Origin of the sequence: Nocardioides sp. NPDC006273, assembly GCF_040613495.1 — a bacterium.
Lineage (GTDB): Bacteria > Actinomycetota > Actinomycetes > Propionibacteriales > Nocardioidaceae > Nocardioides.
The window spans coordinates 38659-56151 of record NZ_JBEXSD010000014.1 but is presented as its reverse complement, the minus strand read 5'-3'; the positions used below and the strand labels follow the sequence as shown (position 1 = coordinate 56151).

Below are 17493 nucleotides of genomic sequence, written 5' to 3'. Positions count from 1 at the left end.
CGATCGTCCGGCGCCGCCCCCATGGGCGCCGGACGGTCGGTCTCCACCGCATGCCCCCGCACCATCCAGAGAGGCCCTCAAGGTGAATCGAAGAAGTGGCGCACACCGCGCGCCCAGGATCGCAGCGACCGCGCTCGCGACCGCACTGCTCGCGACGGTGCTGCAGACGGCCACGTCGGAGTCGGCGACCGCCGCCGCCCCGAAGCCGCCGTCGGACGCCAAGCTGGCTGCCGAGCCGGCCCGTCACGAGGCGACGAAGGAGCAGTTCTACTTCGTCCTGCCCGACAGGTTCGCCAACGGCGACACCTCCAACGACCAGGGTGGCCTGACCGGCAGCCGTACCGAGACCGGGTTCGACCCCGCCGACAAGGGCTTCTACCAAGGCGGCGACCTCAAGGGCATCACCGAGCGCCTCGACTACATCAAGGGCCTCGGCACCACCGCGATCTGGATGGCGCCGATCTTCAAGAACAAGCCCGTCCAGGGCGAGGGCGAGAACGCCTCGGCCGGCTATCACGGCTACTGGATCACCGACTTCACCCAGGTCGACCCGCACTTCGGCACCAACGAGGACCTCGAGACGCTCATCGACGAGGCTCACGGCAAGGGCATGAAGGTCTTCTTCGACGTCATCACCAACCACACCGCCGACACCGTCGACTATGCGGAGAAGAAGTACGGCTACCGCCCCAAGGGCGCCTTCCCCTACCTCGACACCGAGGGCCGCCCCTTCGACGACGCCGAGCCGTCCTCGGACCGCAGGAAGGTCGACGAGGACTCGTTCCCCTACACCCCGGCGAACACCGGCGAGATGGTGCCGTCCTGGCTGAACGACCCGACGCTCTACCACAACCGCGGCGACTCCACCTGGGAGGGCGAGTCGACCACGTACGGCGACTTCAGCGGCCTGGACGACCTCTGGACCGAGCGCCCCGAGGTCGCCCGTGGGATGGCGAGGATCTACCAGACGTGGGTCCGCGACTTCGACATCGACGGCTTCCGTATCGACACCGTCAAGCACGTCGACCTGGACTTCTGGACCGAGTGGGCGACCGCCCTCGACGCCTATGCCGCCAAGCAGGGCCGCGAGGACTTCTTCATGTTCGGCGAGGTCTACTCCGCCGACAGCGACGTCACCTCGCCGTACGTCACCCGTGGCCGCCTCGACGCCACGCTCGACTTCCCGTTCCAGGACGCGGCCCGCGCCTACGCCTCCCTCGGCGCTCCGGCCGACCGGCTAGCAGGAGTCTTCGCCGACGACTACAAGTACGCCACCGACAAGGCCAACGCCTACGAGCAGGTCACCTTCCTCGGCAACCACGACATGGGCCGCATCGGCACCTTCCTCCGCACCGACCACCCGGACGCGACCGACGCCGAGCTGGTCCAGCGCGCCCGGCTCGCCAACGAGCTGATGTTCCTCTCCCGCGGCAACCCGGTCGTCTACTACGGCGACGAGCAGGGCTTCACCGGCGCCGGCGGCGACAAGGACGCCCGCCAGACGCTGTTCGGCTCGAAGGTCGCCGACTACCTCGACGACGACCAGATCGGCACCGACCGCACCCACGCCGACGACGCGTACGACCCCACCCACCCGCTCTACGCCGCCATCGCCGCCCTGGCGAATCTCCGCACGGACCACCCCGCGCTGGCCGACGGCGCCCACAGGGAGCTCTACGCCGAGGAGTCCGTCTACGCGTTCTCGCGTACCGGCGAGAACCGCGAGTACGTGGTCGCCGTCAACAACGCGGTCGAGGAGAAGACCGTCACCCTGCCCGTGGAGTCGGCCGCCTTCGACACGATCTACGGCGGTGACGCCGGACGGACGGCGGCCGACGGCACGATCGAGGTGACCGTCCCGGCGCTCTCCTCGGTCGTCCTACGCGCCGAGGCCGAGCTCCCCGAGGCTCCTGCGAAGCCCACGCTGTCGCTGAGCGTCCCGGACGACGGTGCCACCGGCACGGTCACGCTCTCCGCCGACCCGGGGGAGACCGCGGACGCCCGCGTCGTCTTCGCCGCCCAGGTCGGCGACGGCAAGTGGCGCACGCTCGGCTCGGTCGACCACGCCCCCTACAAGATCACCCAGTACGTCCCCGCGACCGTCGCCGCCGGAACCGCCGTGCGCTACAAGGCCGTGGTCGTCGACCGCGACGGCCGCACCGCGAGCGATCTCGCCGAGACCACCGCGGGGCAGGCGCCCGAGCCCGAGAGACCAAGCGCCGTCGACCGCGACTACGCGGTCGTGCACTACCGGCGAGCCGATGGCGACTACACCGGTTGGTCCCTCGAGGCGGGCGGCCAGAGCGCGGCGTTCGATGGCCGCGACGCCCACGGCGCCTTCGCCTGGGTCACGCTGCCCGACGACACCGCGTCGCTGACCTACACGGTCGAGAAGGACGGCACCACCGACGGCCCCGAGCGCACCATCGATCTCGCCGATACCGGCGAGGTCTGGGTCGAGGCGGGCAACGACGGCCAGCAGACCACGAGGCCCGACGGCGTCTACCCGGAGCCGGACACGTCCAAGGCGGTCATCCATCTGCACCGTGCCGAGGGCGACTACGACGGCTGGGGTCTGCACACCTGGACCGGTGCGGCCGATCCCACCGAGTGGTCCAAGCCGCTGCCGCCCACCGGCAAGGACGCCTACGGGGTCACCTTCGAGGTGCCGCTGGTCGACGGCGCGACCTCGCTGAACTACATCGTCCACAAGGGCGACGAGAAGGACATCCCGAACGACCGCTCGCTCGACCTGACGACGTACGGTCACGAGGTCTGGCTCAACTCCGGCGACACCGGCTACCTGCTGCCGTCGGTCGGGTCGGCGCCCGACCTCGACCTGAGCAAGGCGCAGGCGCAGTGGATCGACCATGAGACCGTGGTGCTGCCCAAGGAGACGGCGGCCGGATCGGCGCTGTCGACGCAGCTGGTCTATGACCGCGACGGCGGCATCACCGTCGAGGATGGCGCGCTCAGCAGCGAGGGCCGCTGGCTCCGGCTCCAGGACTCGTCGCTGACCGACGAGCAGAAGACGAAGTTCCCTCACCTGAAGGACTACGCCGTCTTCGCCGTGGACCCTCGAGACCGCGACCGCGTCCGCGAGGCGCTCGCTGGTCAGGTCGTGCTCACCCAGCGTCTCGGCAACGGCGCCCTGGTCACGGGCACCGGCGTCCAGACGCAGGGCATCCTGGACGACCTCTACGCCGCGAAGGCGAAGAGGGCTTCGCTCGGACCGGTGTTCAAGGGCAGCAAGGTGACGCTGTCCGTCTGGGCCCCGACCGCCCACGAGGTCTCGCTCGAGCTCGGGCGGCTGGGCTCCGATCGTGGGCCGGTGCCGATGCGCCGTGACGACGCCAGCGGCGTCTGGTCGGTGACCGGGCCCGCTGCGGCCTGGCGCGGCAAGGAGTACCGCTACCGCGTGAAGGTGTGGGCGCCGAGCGTCCAGAAGGTCGTGACCAACAAGGTCACCGACCCCTACTCGGTCGCGCTCACCGCCGACTCCGAGCGCAGCCTCGTCGTCGACCTCGGCGACAAGGCGCTCGCCCCCAAGGGCTGGTCCAGCCTGAAGAAGCCGAAGGCCGTGGCGATGAAGGACGCCCAGATCCAGGAGCTCCACATCCGTGACTTCTCGGTCGAGGACGAGACCAACGACCGCCCGGGCGGCTATCTGGCCTTCGCCGACAAGGACAGCGACGGGTCGCGGCATCTGCGGAAGCTGGCGGAGTCAGGGACGTCGTACGTCCATCTGCTGCCCGCCTTCGACATCGCCACCATCCCGGAGCGGAAGGCCGACCAGGCCGTCCCGGACTGCGACCTCGCGGCCTATCCCGCCGACAGCGACCAGCAGCAGGAGTGTGTCGCCGCGGCGGCCGCCACCGATGCGTACAACTGGGGCTACGACCCCTACCACTACACGGTTCCGGAGGGCTCCTACGCCACCGACCCGGACGGTACGGACCGGACCGTCGAGTTTCGGCAGATGGTGAAGTCGCTGAACGAGGACGGCCTGCGTGTCGTCATGGACGTGGTCTACAACCACACCACCAGCAGCGGCCAGGCGAAGACGTCGGTGCTCGACAAGATCGTGCCCGGCTACTACCAGCGGCTTCTCGCCGACGGCTCGGTCGCCAGCTCCACGTGCTGCGCCAACACGGCCCCGGAGAACACGATGATGGGCAAGCTCGTCGTCGACTCGATCGTGACCTGGGCGAAGGACTACAAGGTCGACGGCTTCCGCTTCGACCTGATGGGCCACCACCCCAAGGCCAACATCCTGGCGGTCCGCCAGGCCCTCGACGGGCTCACGCTCGAGAAGGACGGCGTCGACGGCAAGCGCATCGTCCTCTACGGCGAGGGCTGGAACTTCGGCGAGGTCGCCGACGACGCCCGCTTCGAGCAGGCCACCCAGAAGAACATGGCGGGCACCGGCATCGCCACGTTCAGCGACCGAGCCCGAGATGCCGTACGCGGCGGGGGCCCGTTCGACGCCGACCCGGGCGTCCAGGGTTTCGCGAGCGGCCTCTACACCGACCCCAACTCCTCGACCGCGAACGGCACAGAGGCGGAGCAGCGGGCGCGACTGCTGCACTACCAGGACCTGATCAAGGTTGGGCTCTCCGGCAACCTCGCCGGTTACTCGTTCACCGACACCGCGGGCAACCGGGTTTCGGGCTCGGAGGTCGACTACAACGGCTCACCGGCCGGCTACGCGGAGGCTCCGGGCGACGCACTCGCCTATGCCGACGCCCATGACAACGAGACGCTCTACGACGCGCTCACCTTCAAGCTGCCCGCCTCGACCAGCACGGCGGACCGCTCCCGGATGCAGGTGCTCGCCATGGCGACGGCCGCGCTCTCGCAGGGCCCGGCGCTCTCCCAGGCCGGCACGGACTTGCTGCGCTCGAAGTCGCTGGACCGCAACTCCTACGACTCGGGGGACTGGTTCAACGCCATCGCCTGGGACTGCGACGCGGGCAACGGCTTCGGGCGAGGCCTGCCGCCGGCCGCGGACAACACGGACAAATGGCCCTACGCCAAGCCGCTGCTGGCCTCGGCCTCCGTCCCCGGCTGCCCGGACATCGAGGGCGCCTCGGCCGCCTATCGGGACCTGCTGAGGATCCGTACGGAGGAGCCGGTCTTCCACCTCTCCACCACCGGTCAGGTCCAGGAGAAGCTGTCGTTCCCGCTCTCGGGGACGGACGAGACGCCGGGCGTCATCACCATGCGCCTGGGTGATCTCGTGATCGTCTTCAACGCGACCAAGGCGACGCAGCGGCAGACGGTGAAGAGCGCCGCGGGTGCCGGCTTTCGCCTGCACCCGATCCAGGACGAGGGCGCCGACGCGATGGTGAAGAGGTCCGCGTTCGAGGCGGACTCTGGAACCTTCACGGTGCCGGCCCGGTCGGTGGCGGTCTTCGCCCGCTGAGGCGAACGGTCGATAGAGAAAAGGACGCGGCCCCGGCTCATCGAGCCGGGGCCTGCGGGTCCGTCGGTCAGGAGGCTCGGTGCCTGTCAGGCGGGGCTGTTGCCGGCGACAGCGCCGACCACCACGAGCGCGATGACAACCAGGGCGGCGATGACCATGAGGCCGGCCGGGCTCCGGAAGTCGAACATGGGGATTCCTTTCGGCTAGTTCGGCGACAGGCGACGGGCGGGGATCGTGTCCTGCGGACGCGTCGGGAGAGCCAGCCAGACAGCGGCGAGGCCCGTGGCGTCGCGTATACATAACCAGCAGGGGTCACAACGAACGTAGGGCCCAAGGTCCCGATTTTTACCGAAGCCATTCACGCTCGAAGAGATATGTGATATGGCAACCGCTTCGTCGGTGGACGTCGTAAAACTCTAGCGGACCGCCGATGAAGCGAACGACCGGGGATCGTCGGGATGGCCTCTGCTGTGGGCCCGGTCACGCGACCCCGGCGGCGTGCCGGCCGGCCCGCCGTCCGAAGTACGACCCGTCGCCGAGCTGCATGCCGGAGGCGTAGCCCTTGGCGTCCTGGGCGAGGTTGGCCGCGCAGGCGCCCGCGGCGTACAGGCCCGCGATCGTGGAGCCGTCCTCGCGGCGCACCTCGCCTTCGACGGTGGTCGCCAGCCCGCCCATCGTGAATCCGGCGTACATCGCCTTGCCCAGCGAGAGGTCGTAGGCGCCCCACGGTCCGGTGTCCTGCGGCTCGGTCCACTCCGCCGCCTTGTGGAGCTCGGGGTCCTCGCCGTCGGAGGCATGAGTGTTGTACGAGGTCAGGGTGGCGTCGAGGGCATCGAAGGGCACGCCCAGGCCGGCCGCCATCTCCTCGACCGTCTCCCAGCCGTCGATGAACGGGCACAGCGGCATCTTCGGGTGCTCGATGTGCGCGGAGTCGACGATCAGGAACGCGGCCGAGTCCGGCTGCTCCATGACGAAGGCGGCCGTACGCGCGTGGTAGGAGTCCTCCGCCGCGAAGCGCCTGCCGTGCTTGTTGACGATGATCCCGGTCAGCAGGATCGAGGGCGGATAGAACGGCGCGGTCTGGAACGGCTCGTCCATGAACCGCCAGCGGCCACCTGCCGAGGCGCCCAGGCGCAGCCCGAGGCCGTCGTCGTAGGTGGAGGCCAGCGGGAAGAGCAACTCGTCGAGCCTCGGGGTGTGCTCGGCGACCATGTCGGCGTTGCCGACGAAGCCGCCGGCGGCGAGGATCACCGCCTTGGCGCGGATCGCGCCACGCTCCTCGAAGCGGCGCCACGCCAGCCCGACGACCCTTCCGCCCTCCATCACCAGGTTGCTGGCTCCCGTCTCGTAGCGGATCTCCGCCGACGTCTCGGCCAGGCGGTCGGCCATCCGGTCGACGACGAGCTTGGCGCCGCCGGTGTCGCCCGGGACCGGCACCTTGTGGCCGCGCGGCGCCGGGACGGCGAGGTCACGGAAGGGATGGACCTTCTCGTTGCCGGTGTACATCAGCCCCTCGGTGCCCGGCTGGATCACGGCCTTGCCGGGCCAGAAGGTGCGCTCGAACTCGAAGCCCAGAGATTCGAGCCAGTCGAAGTGCTCGACCGAGTCGTCGCAGTAGGCCCGGATCTTGTCGTCCTCGGGCTCTTTGGAGACCGCGCGGATGTACTTGAACATCTCCTCGGCCGAGTCCTCGACGCCGGTCGCCTTCTGCACCGCGGTGCCGCCGCCGAGGTAGAAGTGGCCCCCGGCCATCGCAGAGGTCCCGCCGGGCTCGGCGGCGCGCTCGAGGAGGATCGTGCGGGCCCCGGAGCGAACCGCTTCCAGAGCAGCGGCGCCGCCGGCCACGCCGAAGCCGACCACGATCACGTCGGTCTCCTCCGACCAGCCGCCGAAGCGCTCCTCGACGTCGGCAGGGGAGAGTACGTCGGGCAGTGCCGTTCCGCTCATGCTGTCCTCCCGTGGGGCCCGCGCCGCGCGTGTAACACGTCGTTCGTAGGTCTATCCGGTCGTTCCAACAGGGCGAGGAGTCCTACGAACAGCGTGTTACACATCGAGTTACGCCCCGCGCGGCTCATCGCACCTCCAGGTAGCAGTCGGCGAGCACGGGTGCGCCGTGGCGGGCCGGATCGTCGGAGGAGATCGTGGCTCGGACCAGGATCTTCCCGGTCGGTTGACCAGTCTCGTCCCAGGTTTCGATCGATATCGTCTCGCCGGGGAAGACGATCCCGGCGAAGCGGGCGCCGAACCCGGCCACCCGGGTCGCGTCCCCGTCGAGCAGGAGCCCCGTCGCCTCGCGCAGCACGATCCCGTAGGAGCACAGTCCGTGCAGGATCGGCTTCGGGAAGCCGGCCTTCGCGGCGAACTCCGGATCGGCGTGCAGCGGGTTGCGGTCGCCGCAGAGCCGGTAGAGCAGCGCCTGCTGCTCGGTGACGTCGTACGCCGCCACTGCATCCGGCGCGCGGTCGGGGACCGGTAGTGCGGTGGACGGCCCACGTTCACCGCCGAATCCGCCCTCGCCGCGGACGAAGATCGAGGAGCGTACGGTCCACAGCGGGTCGCCCGCCGCGGTGGTGGCGACGCCCTCCTGGACGATGACGGCGGCCTTGCCCTTGTCCCAGACCTCGGCGATCCGGGTCGAGACGACGGCTTCGCCTGAGGTGGGGATCGGGCCGTCGACGCTGATCTCCTGGGAGCCGTGGAGCACCGAGGCGAGGTCGATGTCGCAGCCCGGCAGGTCGAGCGAGGGCGGCTCGGTGACGTGGAAGGTCGGGGCCACGACGCCGAAGGACGGCAGCACCGTCAGCGCGTCGGAGTCCAGCGTGTAGCGCAGTGCTGCCGGGTCGGTCGCGTCACCGGGACGCGAGCCGGCGCCGATGCCCAGGTGGTAGAGCAGTACGTCGGACGAGCTCCACGAGAACGACTGGGACGGCAGCTCCGCGCCGATGGCCTTGGTCGGATCGATGGGCATCAGCTGTGCTCCTTGTCCTGGGGCTTCTCGGGCGTGGTGGCGCAGTCCTCGGCGGCTAGATAGCCGAAGACGAGGGCGGGTCCGATGGTGGCGCCGGGGCCGGCGTAGGTGCGGCCCATGACGGCGGAGGAGACGTTGCCGGCGGCGTACAGGCCCTCGATGGCGGAGCCGTCGGGTCGCAGGACGCGGGCGCGCATGTCGGTGACCAGGCCACCCTTGGTGCCGAGGTCGCCGGGAGCCATCTTCACCGCGTAGAAGGGCGCTTGGTCGATGACGTTGAGCGAGCAGTTCGGCTTGACGGTGGGATCGGAGTAGTACTTGTCGTAGGTCGACTCGCCGCGGTGGAAGTCCTCGTCGACGCCGGACTCGGCGAAGCCGTTGAAACGGTCCAGGGTCTCGCGCAGGCCGTCGACGGGAACCTCGATCTTCTCGGCCAGCGCCTCCACCGTCGAGGCCTTCACTACGACCCCGCTCTTGAGCCAGCGGCCCGGCAACGGCTGGCCCGGCCCGAGCCCGGCGAAGATGTAGCGGTTGCGGTAGCGCTGGTCGAAGACCAGCCACGAGGGGACGTGCGAGACTCCAGTCTCTTGTCCCCTGTAGATCTCGTGGACGGCCTCGACGTAGGGGAGTGCCTCGTTCATGAACCGCTTGCCCGCGCTGTTGACGATGATCGACCCGGGCAGATTGCGCTCGGCGAGCGCGAACCACGGCCGCCCGGGGAACGGGATCGTCGGCCCCCACCAGGACTCGTCCATCAGGTCGGTGTCCGCGCCGGCCGCGATCCCGGCCAGGATGCCGCCGCCGGTGTTGGAGAAGGCGCCGGTGGTCCACTCGACCGAGGTTGGCGCGGGCAGATACTTCTCCCGCATCTCCAGGTTGCGCTCGAAGCCGCCCGACCCGAGGATCACACCGAGCCGTGCCCGGATCACCGTGGTCGGACCGGACTCGCCGCGACGCACCTCGACGCCGACGACCCGGCCGTTCTCGGTGACCAGGCCGACGAGCTCGGTCTCGTACCTGATCGGGACGCCGGCGTCCATGAGCCCCTTGCGCAGCCCGATCGCGAGAGCTGCGCCCATGGCGTACATCTTCTTGCCGAGCAGGCCGGAGAGGATCCGGGCCACCGCGATCTTGACCATCGTGATCGGGCCCTTGAGCGTGCGCATGCCGAGGCTGATCTTCCGGAAGTCGGCCTGGGTGACGACCATGTTGGCGGGCGACTTCGTATAGGGCGGATGCAGTCGCGAGAGCTCCTCGCCGATCATCCGGGCGTCGAGCGGTACCGGCTCGACGGAGCGGCCGGCGCCGCGGCCCCCGGGGGCCTCGGGGTGGTAGTCGGCGTAGTCGGGGACCCAGCTGAACCGCACCGGCGTCTTCTTGCAGACGAAGGAGAGCACCTCCGGGCCGCGGTCGAGGAACGTCTCACGCCGGTCGCTGGGCACGACGTCGCCGACGATCGACTCGAGATAGAGGCTGGCGTCCTCGGGGGAGTCCTTTTGGCGGGCCGCCTCGAGGACGTGGTTGCGCGGGATCCAGACTCCGCCGCCCGAGCGCGACGTCGATCCGCCGAAGTAGGCGCTCTTCTCGACGACGACGGTCTCGAGCCCGTGGCGGCGGGCGGCTGCCAGCGCGGCGCTCATCCCGGCGCCACCGGCGCCCACGACGACGACGTCGTAGGTCTCCTCGTCGTCGGTTGCCTCAGTCATCTTTCCCATGGTGCTCCCTCAACCTCGCCTATCCCAGAACTGAAACACGTTCTACCATAGACGACAGTCGACGAAACGTGCCCGAGGACTCGACAAAACTGAAACGTGTTCTAGTATTGATCCATCGGCAGCGCACGAACCGCGCCGCCCGACGAAATCTGGGACACCATGCAGGAAGGCAGAGCGGTGAGCGAACCGACACAGCGCCCTAACAAGGACGCACAGACCGTCAGGGACGGGGTGCAGGACCTGCTGCCCACGATCAGGGAGCGCGCCGAGGAGACCGAGCGTCTTCGGGTCGTTCCCGAGTCGAGCGTCAAGGAGCTGGAGGAGGTCGGCTTCTTCAAGCTGCTGCAGCCTGTCCGCTTCGGCGGCCTCGAGGCGGACCCGGTCGACTTCTACACCTGTGTGCGTGACATCGCCTCGGCGTGCGGCTCGACCGGCTGGGTCTCCAGCGTCCTGGGCGTGCACCCCTGGCAGATCGCCCTCTTCGACGACGAGGCCCAGCAGGCGGTCTGGGGTGAGGACCCCGACACCCGGGTCTCCTCCTCCTATGCCCCGATGGGCAAGGCCTCGCTCACCGAGGGCGGGTTCAACCTCTCCGGCCGCTGGTCGTTCTCCTCCGGCTGCGCGCACGCCGCCTGGGTGCTCCTGGGTGGCCTCGTCTTCAACGACGAGGGCCAGGTGGTCGACTTCCGTACGTTCCTGGTGCCGCGCGAGCGCTACGAGATCGTCGACGTCTGGAACGTCGTCGGTCTGGCCGGGACCGGCTCGAACGACATCGTGGTCGAGGACGTCTTCATCCCGGAGACCTTCACCCTCTCGATGGCCGAGACCGGACGGTGCAAGGGCCCGGGGCAGGCCGTGAACACCGGCGACCTCTACAAGCTGCAGTTCCACTCGCTGTTCACGACCACGATCACCACGCCGATCATCGGCATGGCCCGTGGTGCGTACGACGAGCACGTGACCATGCAGCAGAACCGGGTCCGCGCCTCGTACGGCGAGAAGGCCTCGCTCGACCCGTTCGCCGCGGTGCGCGTGGCGACGGCCTCCTCCGACATCGACGCCGCCTGGGCGCTCCTGATGGGCAACATCCGCGAGCAGCAGGCCCACGTCGCCCGTGGCGAGAAGATCCCGATCACCCAGCGGCTGCGGATCCGCCGCGACCAGGTTCTCGGTACGCAGCGGGCGATCGACGCGATCGACCTCCTCTTCGAGGCCTCCGGAGGCCGGGCGCTGGCCAACGGCACCCCGCTCCAGCGCGCCTGGCGGGACGCCCATGCGGGCCGCGTCCACGCCGCGAACGACCCGGAGCGGGCGCTGCAGATGTACGGCGCCTCCGAGTTCGGGCACAAGGTCGACCCGGGGATGTACTGAGATGGTGCTGAGGAAAGAGGACGTCGCGCACGACGTCACGATCAAGACCGAGGCCGCAGGTGAGATCTCGCTGCGCTACTACGACCTCGGAGGCGACTCTGTTGGTCTCGACACGCTCGCCGCGAGGCCGCCTGCGGCCGAGCGTGTCGAGACCAACACATTGCCTCTGGTGATGCTCCACGGCGGCGGCCCCGGCGCCTCGTCCTGGTCCAACTTCGGCTCGGCGCTGGAGGGCTTCGCCGCCGACTTCCGCACGATCCTGGTCGACCAGCCGGGCTTCGGCGCCTCCGGCAAGCCGCCGGTGGTGGGCAACTACTACAGGTTCGCCGGCGATGCGGTGATCGCACTCCTCGACGAGCTGGGCCTGGAGAAGGTGAACCTGCTCGGCAACTCGCTCGGCGGTGGGACGGCCATGCGGATCGCGCTGACCTACCCCGACCGGGTGGGACGGCTCGTCCTGATGGGGCCGGGCGGACTCTCGCTCAACCTCTTCCATGCCGACCCGACCGAGGGCGTCCAGCGGTTGATGGACTTCTCCGGCGACCCTACGAGGGAGGCGCTCAGAGCGTTCATCTCGACCATGGTCGTCAACCAGAAGCTGGTCACCGACGAGCTGGTCGAGGAGCGCTTCGCCGATGCGACCGCGCCCGGCGCACGCGAGGCGATGGCGTCGATGGGGTGGTCGTTCTACAACCCCGAGACCGCCGAGGACGGCATGCTGTGGCGCGAGGCGCACCAGCTCAAGCACCACACGCTGCTCACCTGGGGACGCGAGGACCGGGTCAATCCGCTCGACGGCGCGTTCGCAGCCCTGAAGCTGATCTCCAAGGCGCAGCTGCATGTCTTCCCGCGATGTGGGCACTGGGCACAGATCGAGGCCGCCGACGAGTTCCGTGAGATCGCTGTTTCGTTCTTGAAGCGGCACCGCGAACGTACTCCCGAGGAGAAGTCATGACGATCGACCTGAAGTCGATGGGCTACGTACGCGTCGCCAGCACCGACCTGGAGGCGTGGCGTACGTTCGCAGGCAAGGTCCTCGGCCTGATCGAGGCCAAGGGCCCCGATCCGGAGCATCTGTACTACCGCATCGACGAGGTCTCGGCCCGGCTGGTGATCGAGCCGGGGGAGGTGGACCAGCTGGTCTGCGTCGGCTGGGAGGTCGCCGACCACACCGCGCTCGCCGAGGCTCGCGAGCACCTGGAGAAGGCCGGGGTCGAGGTGGAGGAGGGCACGCCCGAGGAGCTCGCCGAGCGCCGGGTGCAGGAGATGCTGCGCTTCCGCGACCCCTTCGACAACGTCTTCGAGCTCTTCCACGGCATCACGTACGAGCGGCGTCCCGCGGTCTCGCCGTACGGTCACACCTTCGTGACCGGCGAGCAGGGGATGGGTCACGTGGTGATCCCGGTCTCCGACGACGTCGAGGCGCTGGAGTTCTACCGGGACACGCTCGGCTTCCGGCTGCGGGACTCGATGAGCATGCCTGGCGAGTTCGCCGGCAAGGAGCCAGGCACGAAGATCTGGCTGCGCTTCCTCGGGATCAACCCGCGGCACCACTCGCTGGCGTTCCTGCCGTTCCCCAACGACTCCAAGTGCGTCCACATCATGCTCGAGGTCGACAAGCTCGATGACGTCGGCCGGGCGCTGGAGCGGGTGACGAAGCACGGCGCCAAGCTGTCGGCGACGCTCGGGCGCCACATGAACGACGAGATGGTCTCCTTCTACGTGAAGTCGCCGGGCGGGTTCGACATCGAGTTCGGCACCGAGGGCCTGCAGGTCGATGACCAGAAATGGGTCGCCCGGGAGTCCACCGCCGTCTCGTACTGGGGCCACGACTTCGGCGTAGGCCAGTGATCGGGTATGCGTATAGAGGTGCCTGATGGGATGTCTCCCGATGCCGCCGAGAGCTGGCCGCATCCGGAGCTGATCGACTCCTTCCACGGTCGCTTCGACTTCGAGGCGCCACCGTCTCCGCCGGAGACCCCGTCCGACGCGGAGGCGGACGCCCTGTTCCGTACGGTGCTCGGCCGGTTCGCCTCCGGCGTCACTGTGATCACGGCGCAGACCGCGGAGGGGCCGGTGGGGATGACGTGCCAGTCGTTCTCGTCGGTGTCGCTGCGGCCGCCGCTCATCCTGTTCGCGCCGACCAGGTCGTCGCGCGCCTGGGCGCGGATCCGCAGAGCCGGGCACTTCTCGGTCAACATCCTCGCCGCGGGCCAGGAGGCGGTCTCGAACCAGTTCGCCTCGCGGGCCGCCGACAAGTACGCCGACATCTCCTGGACCCCGTCGCCGCACCACGGCGACCCGCACCTGGCCGGCGCGGTCGGCTATCTCGACTGCGCGGTCCACTCGGTCCACGAGGAGGGCGACCACTACCTCGTCGTCGGCCGCGTCCTCGACCTCGAGGAGGGTGCCGCCACCGAGCCGCTGCTCTTCTTCCGCAGCAGCTACCGCGAGCTCGGCTGAGGCCACCTAGACCCGAAGAATGCCCAGTCGGCTCAAACTGACGAGATTCAGCGCCGAGCCGGCGCGAACTGACGAGATTCAGCGCCGAGTCGGCGCGTCATGACGAGCCGACTCGGCTGCAATTTTGGTCAGGATGAGCCGACTCGGCGATGGGTTGGTCAGGGCAGCTCATCGAGACGGTGGATGGCGGCCGCCTCGTCGGGGTCGGGGGTGGTCTCGTCGAGGAAGGCGCGGGTCACTTCGACCGCGACGTCGGGGGCGAGGCACTTGAGGCTCATCGCCAAGACGTTGGCGTCGTTCCACAGCCGGGCGTTGCGGGCGATCCAGGGCTCCCAGGCGAGGGCGGCGCGGACGCCGGGGACCTTGTTGGCGGCGATCGCCGTGCCGGTCCCGGTCCAGCACATCACCACGCCGACGTCGGCTCGGCCGTCGACGACCGCTCGACCGATGCCGGCGCCGAGGTCGGGCCAGGAGTCGTCGGCCACGATCTCGACCTCGCCACGCTCCTGGAGCGCGGTGAGCACGGCTCGGGTGGTCTCGTTCTCGTCATCGGCTCCGAACACGATCCGCATGTGTCCGAACCTATCGGTCCTCAGGCGTGCGTGGACGGTCCGCCGGGTCCGACGAGCTTCGCGCTGGGCTGGTCCTTCAGGCTGGTGGTGAGCTCCCAGGTGCGCTGGTAGCCGGTGTGGGCGATGCGCCAGCCCTGCGGCGTACGGACGTAGCGGTCCTCGTAGAAGGCGGCGCCCTCGAGGGCGAACTCATAGGCGGGAGCGAAGACCTTGTCGTGGAGATACCAGCGGCCGGTGGCCTCGTCGGCGTCGATCGTGATCTCGGGGTGGTGGAGATGGTGCATCGTGAGGATCTCCGCGGGCAGGTTGGTGCGCATGTAGTCCACCAGGTCGCTGGGCGAGGTGAACGAGAGCCCGGCGTAGTCGGCGGTGGCGTCATCGCTGAAGCAGGTGACGAACTCGTCCCACTGCTTGGTGTCGAGGAGGCGTACGTAGCGGTACTTGAGCTGCTCGATCTCGCGGATGTCACTCATGAGATGACGCGCCCGGCGAGCTTGTCGAGATAGGTGAGCACGCCGGCCGGCTCGGTGTCGGGTACGCCCCAGATCAGCTCGTCGGCGACCGACCACTCGGCGAGGTCGTCGTCCGTCGGCCGCTTCGCGACGAGCACGCGCACCTCGGGCTTGCCCTCGCGCCCGGCCGACTCCCACTCCTCCTGGAGCGTCTTCGCCTTGTCGCCGATCCCGGCCTCGGTCGGCGTCGTCATCCAGCCCTCGGCGTTGCGGGCGATCCAGCGCAGGGTCTTGGGTCCGCCGCCGGCGCCGACGATCGTCGGGATCCGGCCCTGCGGTGGCTTCGGGTAGGCCCATGACGGGCCGAACGAGACGAACTCGCCGTCATAGGCCGCCTCCTCCTGGGTCCACAGCGCCCGCATCGCCTCGAGATACTCCTTCAGCGCGGTGCGCTTGCGGTTGCCCGGGATGCCGTGGTCGGCGAGCTCGTCGGTGTTCCAGCCGAACCCGACCCCCAGCGAGACCCGGCCGCCGGAGAGGTGGTCGAGGGTCGCGATCGTCTTGGCCAGCGTGATCGGGTCGGACTCGACCGGCAGTGCGACCGCCGTCGAGAGCCCGATCCTCGAGGTCACCGCGGCGCAGGTGCCGAGCGTGACCCAGGGGTCGAGCGTACGCAGGTAGCGGTCGTCGGGGAGCTCGGTGCCGCCGGAGGGGTGCAGGGCGTCGCGACGCACCGGGATGTGGGTGTGCTCGGGCACGTAGAACGTGTCGAAACCGCGCTCCTCGGCGGCGGAGGCGAGCTCGGCGGGCGCGATGCCGCGGTCCGAGGTGAACAGGACGATGCCGTGGCGCATGACACAACAGTAGAACGTGTTCTAGTCTTTGCGGAAGGGATCGCCGGGAGAGAGAAGTGAGCATGGAAGCCGACTACATCGTCGTGGGCGCCGGGAGCGCGGGCTGTGCCACCGCCCGCAGGCTGGCCGAGAGCGGTGCCAGCGTGATCGTGATCGAGGCGGGCGGCAAGGACACCGCCTTCGGGATCAAGAACCTGCTCGAGCTCCCCGGCGCCGTCGCCGCGATGCTGTCCACGCCACAGCTGAAGAAGCTGGTCGACTGGGGCTACAAGTCGGTTCCGCAGAGCGCCGCGCTCGACCGGGTCATCCCGATGACCCGCGGCAAGGTGCTCGGCGGCTCGTCCTCGATCAACGGCATGCTCTGGGTGCGCGGCAATCGCCAGAACTTCGACGACTGGGCGGCCGACGGCGCGACCGGATGGTCCTACGACGACGTGCTCCCGGCGTTCAAGCGCATGGAGGACTTCGAGGGTGGGGCGGACGAATTCCGTGGGGAGGGCGGACCGGTGAAGGTGCGCTACCAGAAGGACCTCACCCCGGCCACGCAGACCTGGCTCGACGAGGCGCCCAAGCGGCTCGGCGTCAGTGCCCTGGACGACTACAACGGCAAGGAGCAGGAGGGCGTCGGCGTCGTCCAGCTGAGCGCCTCCGAGGGGCGCCGCTACTCGGCCGCCAAGGCCTACCTGCGTGAAGCGCCCCTGGACAACCTGCTGATCCTGACCAAGGCGCAGGTCACCCGGGTGCGGATCGAGGGCTCGCGCGCGACCGGCGTCGAGGTCGTCGGCGCCGACGGCGAGAAGCAGACGATCCGGGCCTCGCGCGAGGTCATCGTCTCGGCCGGCGTCTACGGCTCGCCGCACCTGCTGATGCTCTCCGGAATCGGCCATTCCGGCCACCTCCGCGACCACGGCATCGAGGTCCACGCGGACCTCCCGGTCGGCGACAACTTCCACGACCACCTCTTCGTGCCGGTCTCCTTCCGGATGGACTCCGCGCTGCGGCGGCCCACGCCGGCGTACTTCGCCGCGGGCTTCGCCAAGTCGCTGCTCACCCGCAAGGGCTGGGCGGCCGGGTCGCAGTTCGAGGCCTTCGGTTTCGTACGCAGCGAGCTGGCCGGCCAGCTCCCGGACCTGCAGCTGCACGTCCTCTACTGGGTCTATCCCTTCCCGAACCAGGACGGCGAGAAGGCGATCCGGCCGCCGACGGCCAAGCCCGGCCTGTGCATCCTGCCGACGCTGATCTATCCCGAGAGCCGGGGCACCGTACGCCTGGCCAGCGCCGACCCGCTCGCGCACCCGCTGCTCGACCCCGGCTATCTCACCGCGGGCAAGGACACCGAGGTGCTCCTGGACGGGATCGCGAAGGTGCGCGAGATGATGGTCGGCCTCGGCGACAACCAGGGCGAGATCGCGCCGGGTCCGGACCATGCCGGGGGAGAGGCCACCCGTGAGCTGCTCCCGAACATCGTGCACAGCGTCTACCACGGTGTCGGCACCTGCCGGATGGGATCGGACGAGCGCGCGGTGGTCGACCCGTCGCTGCGGGTCAAGGGCATCGACGGCCTGCGGGTCGCCGACGCGAGCGTGATGCCCTCGATCACCGGAGGCAACACCAACGCACCCTCGATCATGATCGGCGAGCGCGCCGCCGACCTGATCCTGGGCCTCTAGGAG

12 protein-coding genes are annotated in these 17493 nt (G+C 69.3%); 6 read left to right on the top strand and 6 right to left on the bottom strand.

Translation table 11 applies throughout. The features are described from left to right. Positions 1-82: 82 nt before the first annotated feature. Positions 83-5425, top strand: coding sequence for a pullulanase-type alpha-1,6-glucosidase (pulA, locus tag ABZZ22_RS08690; RefSeq protein WP_354929346.1), 5343 nt, complete (start codon positions 83-85; stop codon positions 5423-5425). 480 nt (positions 5426-5905) lie between these two features. Here the strand turns inward: pulA and ABZZ22_RS08685 are convergent, their stop codons facing one another. The 3 genes from ABZZ22_RS08685 to kstD all read right to left on the bottom strand — a co-directional run bounded on the left by ABZZ22_RS08685 (position 5906) and on the right by kstD (position 10099). Further along, positions 5906-7372 carry an FAD-binding protein gene (locus ABZZ22_RS08685; protein WP_354929343.1) on the bottom strand — a complete coding sequence of 489 codons (1467 nt, stop codon included), beginning with the start codon at positions 7370-7372 and terminating at the stop codon, positions 5906-5908. A 124-nt stretch (positions 7373-7496) separates the two neighbouring features. Then, positions 7497-8393 (bottom strand): MaoC/PaaZ C-terminal domain-containing protein, encoded by an 897-nt coding sequence (locus ABZZ22_RS08680; RefSeq protein ID WP_354929341.1) that lies wholly within the window; start codon positions 8391-8393, stop codon positions 7497-7499. Next, complete coding sequence (gene kstD, locus ABZZ22_RS08675; RefSeq protein WP_354929338.1) at positions 8393-10099, bottom strand: 3-oxosteroid 1-dehydrogenase; 1707 nt, start codon at positions 10097-10099, stop codon at positions 8393-8395. The genes ABZZ22_RS08680 and kstD overlap by 1 nt, the downstream gene beginning before the upstream one ends. Positions 10100-10285: 186 nt before the next feature. On the opposite strand from kstD, the gene hsaA reads away from it, so the two are divergent. Genes hsaA through ABZZ22_RS08655 form a run of 4 tightly spaced genes read left to right on the top strand, consistent with a single transcriptional unit; the run spans position 10286 to position 13942 of the window. Next, positions 10286-11479 (top strand): 3-hydroxy-9,10-secoandrosta-1,3,5(10)-triene-9,17-dione monooxygenase oxygenase subunit, encoded by a 1194-nt coding sequence (gene hsaA / locus ABZZ22_RS08670; protein WP_354929335.1) that lies wholly within the window; start codon positions 10286-10288, stop codon positions 11477-11479. 1 nt (position 11480) lies between these two features. Continuing rightward, positions 11481-12434, top strand: a complete 954-nt coding sequence (gene hsaD, locus ABZZ22_RS08665) for a 4,5:9,10-diseco-3-hydroxy-5,9,17-trioxoandrosta-1(10),2-diene-4-oate hydrolase (protein WP_354929332.1) — start codon at positions 11481-11483, stop codon at positions 12432-12434. Continuing rightward, on the top strand, positions 12431-13330 hold the full coding sequence (gene hsaC / locus ABZZ22_RS08660; protein ID WP_354929329.1) for an iron-dependent extradiol dioxygenase HsaC: 900 nt from the start codon (positions 12431-12433) through the stop codon (positions 13328-13330). Before hsaD ends, hsaC begins: the two co-directional genes overlap by 4 nt. A 30-nt stretch (positions 13331-13360) precedes the next feature. Beyond that, positions 13361-13942: a flavin reductase family protein gene (locus tag ABZZ22_RS08655; RefSeq protein ID WP_354929326.1), complete on the top strand. Its 582-nt coding sequence runs from the start codon at positions 13361-13363 to the stop codon at positions 13940-13942. A gap of 158 nt (positions 13943-14100) precedes the next feature. On the opposite strand, the gene ABZZ22_RS08650 is transcribed toward ABZZ22_RS08655, so the two are convergent. Genes ABZZ22_RS08650 through ABZZ22_RS08640 form a run of 3 tightly spaced genes read right to left on the bottom strand, consistent with a single transcriptional unit; the run spans position 14101 to position 15820 of the window. Beyond that, positions 14101-14514 (bottom strand): RpiB/LacA/LacB family sugar-phosphate isomerase, encoded by a 414-nt coding sequence (locus tag ABZZ22_RS08650; RefSeq protein WP_354929323.1) that lies wholly within the window; start codon positions 14512-14514, stop codon positions 14101-14103. A gap of 20 nt (positions 14515-14534) precedes the next feature. Continuing rightward, positions 14535-14987 carry a nuclear transport factor 2 family protein gene (locus ABZZ22_RS08645; protein WP_354929320.1) on the bottom strand — a complete coding sequence of 151 codons (453 nt, stop codon included), beginning with the start codon at positions 14985-14987 and terminating at the stop codon, positions 14535-14537. Continuing rightward, positions 14984-15820, bottom strand: a complete 837-nt coding sequence (locus ABZZ22_RS08640; protein ID WP_354929317.1) for an LLM class F420-dependent oxidoreductase — start codon at positions 15818-15820, stop codon at positions 14984-14986. The genes ABZZ22_RS08645 and ABZZ22_RS08640 overlap by 4 nt, the downstream gene beginning before the upstream one ends. Before the next feature lie 62 nt (positions 15821-15882). Between ABZZ22_RS08640 and ABZZ22_RS08635 the strand changes: the two genes are divergently transcribed. Continuing rightward, positions 15883-17490: an FAD-dependent oxidoreductase gene (locus ABZZ22_RS08635; protein WP_354929314.1), complete on the top strand. Its 1608-nt coding sequence runs from the start codon at positions 15883-15885 to the stop codon at positions 17488-17490. Positions 17491-17493: the final 3 nt, after the last annotated feature.